This is a genomic window from Microbacterium sp. CPCC 204701 (assembly GCF_004010105.1).
Taxonomy (GTDB): domain Bacteria; phylum Actinomycetota; class Actinomycetes; order Actinomycetales; family Microbacteriaceae; genus Microbacterium.
In genome coordinates this window covers 1-2,394 of the sequence record NZ_RRYE01000424.1, presented here as the reverse complement: position 1 = coordinate 2,394, position 2,394 = coordinate 1, and the positions used below count along the sequence as shown (strand labels likewise).

General features: G+C 68.4%; 4 protein-coding genes and 2 pseudogenes. 5 read left to right on the top strand and 1 reads right to left on the bottom strand.

What is annotated here, in order from left to right:
• From EIO58_RS16320 to rpsN, 4 genes and pseudogenes are all read left to right on the top strand, one after another.
• A pseudogene (locus EIO58_RS16320) lies at positions 1-228 on the top strand (hypothetical protein); the annotation flags it as partial.
• Positions 229-372: 144 nt separating this feature from the next.
• Positions 373-609 carry a 50S ribosomal protein L28 gene (gene rpmB / locus EIO58_RS16315; RefSeq protein ID WP_127820368.1) on the top strand — a complete coding sequence of 79 codons (237 nt, stop codon included), beginning with the start codon at positions 373-375 and terminating at the stop codon, positions 607-609.
• Positions 609-779, top strand: coding sequence for a 50S ribosomal protein L33 (gene rpmG, locus EIO58_RS16310; RefSeq protein ID WP_005051772.1), 171 nt, complete (start codon positions 609-611; stop codon positions 777-779). Before rpmB ends, rpmG begins: the two co-directional genes overlap by 1 nt.
• Positions 780-782: 3 nt before the next feature.
• The gene (gene rpsN / locus EIO58_RS16305) at positions 783-1,088 is read left to right on the top strand and encodes a 30S ribosomal protein S14 (protein ID WP_127820367.1); all 306 of its coding nucleotides are present in this window, start codon (positions 783-785) and stop codon (positions 1,086-1,088) included.
• Between the two features lie 67 nt (positions 1,089-1,155).
• On the opposite strand, the gene EIO58_RS16300 is transcribed toward rpsN, so the two are convergent.
• On the bottom strand, positions 1,156-2,022 hold the full coding sequence (locus EIO58_RS16300; protein ID WP_127820366.1) for a potassium channel family protein: 867 nt from the start codon (positions 2,020-2,022) through the stop codon (positions 1,156-1,158).
• 147 nt (positions 2,023-2,169) lie between these two features.
• On the opposite strand from EIO58_RS16300, the pseudogene EIO58_RS19395 reads away from it, so the two are divergent.
• Positions 2,170-2,394, top strand: a pseudogene (locus EIO58_RS19395) (hypothetical protein); the annotation flags it as partial.

The following is a 2,394-nucleotide window of genomic DNA, read 5'->3' as shown; positions in this document are numbered from 1 at the left end:
ATCACCGGAGCGCCGCGCCACGGCGCGGTCGCACGGCTCGAGATGCCCGACGGCCCGCTCGCCGACATCGCCTCGGGGCCGCGCGTGGGCGTCGCGGGCGTCGCCGGCACCGCGGTGTTCCCGTGGCGGTTCTGGGTCCCCGACGACGCGACCGTGTCGCCGTTCCGCTGGGGGCGGGGTGCGCAGCAGGCGGCTGTCAAGGGCGACAAACCCCCCGTGCTAGACTGACTGTTTGTCTGCGCGCACTCCAGCACGCAGTTCGTACCCCTCGTCAGCTCCGGCCGAGAATCCGGTCACTGAGCCTGTCGAAGGGTGCAGACAAGGGATCTTGGGTGGGGCCGTCCGGCCTCACGGTACTAAGGAGACATCACTATGGCAGCAGTGTGCCAGGTGACTGGAGCAGTTCCCGGTTTCGGTCACAACATCTCGCACTCGCACCGCCGGACGAAGCGCCGCTTCGACCCGAACGTGCAGAAGAAGACCTACTTCGTTCCGTCGCTGGGTCGCAACATCAAGCTCAACGTCTCGGCCAAGGGCATGAAGGTCATCGATGCCCGTGGCATCGAGGCTGTCGTCCGTGACCTCAAGGCGAAGGGTGTGAAGCTCTGATGGCCAAGAAGGCACAGGACGTCCGTCCGATCATCAAACTGCGTTCGACCGCGGGCACGGGTTACACCTACGTCACGCGCAAGAACCGCCGCAACAACCCCGACCGCATCGTGCTGAAGAAGTACGACCCGGTCATCCGCAAGCACGTCGAATTCCGAGAGGAGCGCTGATCCATGGCCAAGAAGAGCAAGATCGCGCGCAACGAGCAGCGCAAGGTGGTCGTCGACCGCTACGCCGCCAAGCGCGCCGAGCTGAAGAAGGCGCTCGTCTCGCCGACCTCGACCGACGAGGAGCGCGAGGCCGCTCGCGTGGGCCTGCAGAAGCTGCCCCGCAACGCGTCGCCGGTGCGCGTGCGTTCGCGCGACGTCATCGACGGCCGCCCGCGCGGTGTCCTCACCAAGTTCGGCATCTCGCGTGTCCGCTTCCGCGACATGGCACACCGTGGCGAGCTGCCCGGCGTGACCAAGTCGTCGTGGTGACACCGCACGCTGACACGTCAGAAAGGCCCGGAGTTCCTCGGAACCCCGGGCCTTTCCCGTTCCCGGCTCAGGCGAGCCGGTGCCCGTGGCTGCCGGCGACGGCGCGCAGCACGTCGTCGGTCGACTCGCCGGTGATGTGCGGGTATTGCTCGATGAGCACGCGCGCCAGCTCGTCCATGACCTGAGCCAGGAGCGCGCCGGCTGCTCGCAGATCGCCGTCGTGCGACCGCAGCGCGCCATCGCGCAGTTCCATCGCGTAGCCGATGGCGCGTGGTGCCGACAGGCGCTCGTCGCGCTCGGTGAAGTAGAAGATCTCGTTGCTCTGCACCAGGTCGGCGGTGAGCTCTGTGACCAGACGCGCCACGGACGAGACGACGGATGCCGCGTACCCGGCCGAGACGGTCACGGAAAGCTCGGTGAAACCCGAGGAATGCAGGCTGGTCAGTTCGATCGCGAGCGCGCGGCGGCGGGCCAGGGCGGGATAGATCTGCATGAACCACGACACCGAGGCCGACAGCAGGACGAAGCCCGTCAGCGCCTCGAGGGGCGACAGCAGGCGGATGACGGGAGCGGCCGGGACGACATCGCCGAGACCCAGAGTGGTCAGCGCGACCAGGGAGTACGTGACCGACTCGAGGAACGGGTGATAGTCGCCGGGGTCGACGCCGCTGTACGAGAACCCGTCGGGGAAGTGCGGCAGGTAGATCAGCGCCCATCCCAGCGTGATCAGGAGGATCCACGCGCCGATCGTCGCGAGGATCGTCAACGGGCCCCCGACGGCGAGAGGGCGGCGCCGCCGCGACAACGACCAGACCGCGCGGAACACGAGCGTGGTGAGCCGGCCGGTGGACGCGGGGCGCAACAGGGTGTGGAACACATCGTTGAGCGCGATGCCGAGCAGGACGATGCCGGCGAGCGTGCTGACGGCGGTCATGCCGCAACACTAGTTGGCGGGAAAGTCGAGGACGAGGGCACGACCGCGGCCACCGCCGTACGAAGCGGACACCCCCGGGTTGTCAAGGACAGGGGCGGCGCGCGGAGCGCCGCCCTAAGCTCTGACTCATCCGAGACGGGAGGGCCGGTGAATCTCGATCCGTTCTTCGAGGAGCGGCTGCGCGTGCACCGCAAGTACCTCTTCGACCAGGCACTGGGCTCGGTGCGCTCGCGGCTGAGCGCGCTGTGGCCCTTCGCCAAGGGCCCGGCGCCGGCGATGGGAATGGGCGGCGGTGCTGCGTCGACGGCAGCTCACAAGCCGAAAGGCGACGGCGCAGGCGCACCCGGCAAGACGACGACCCCGGTCGGCCCG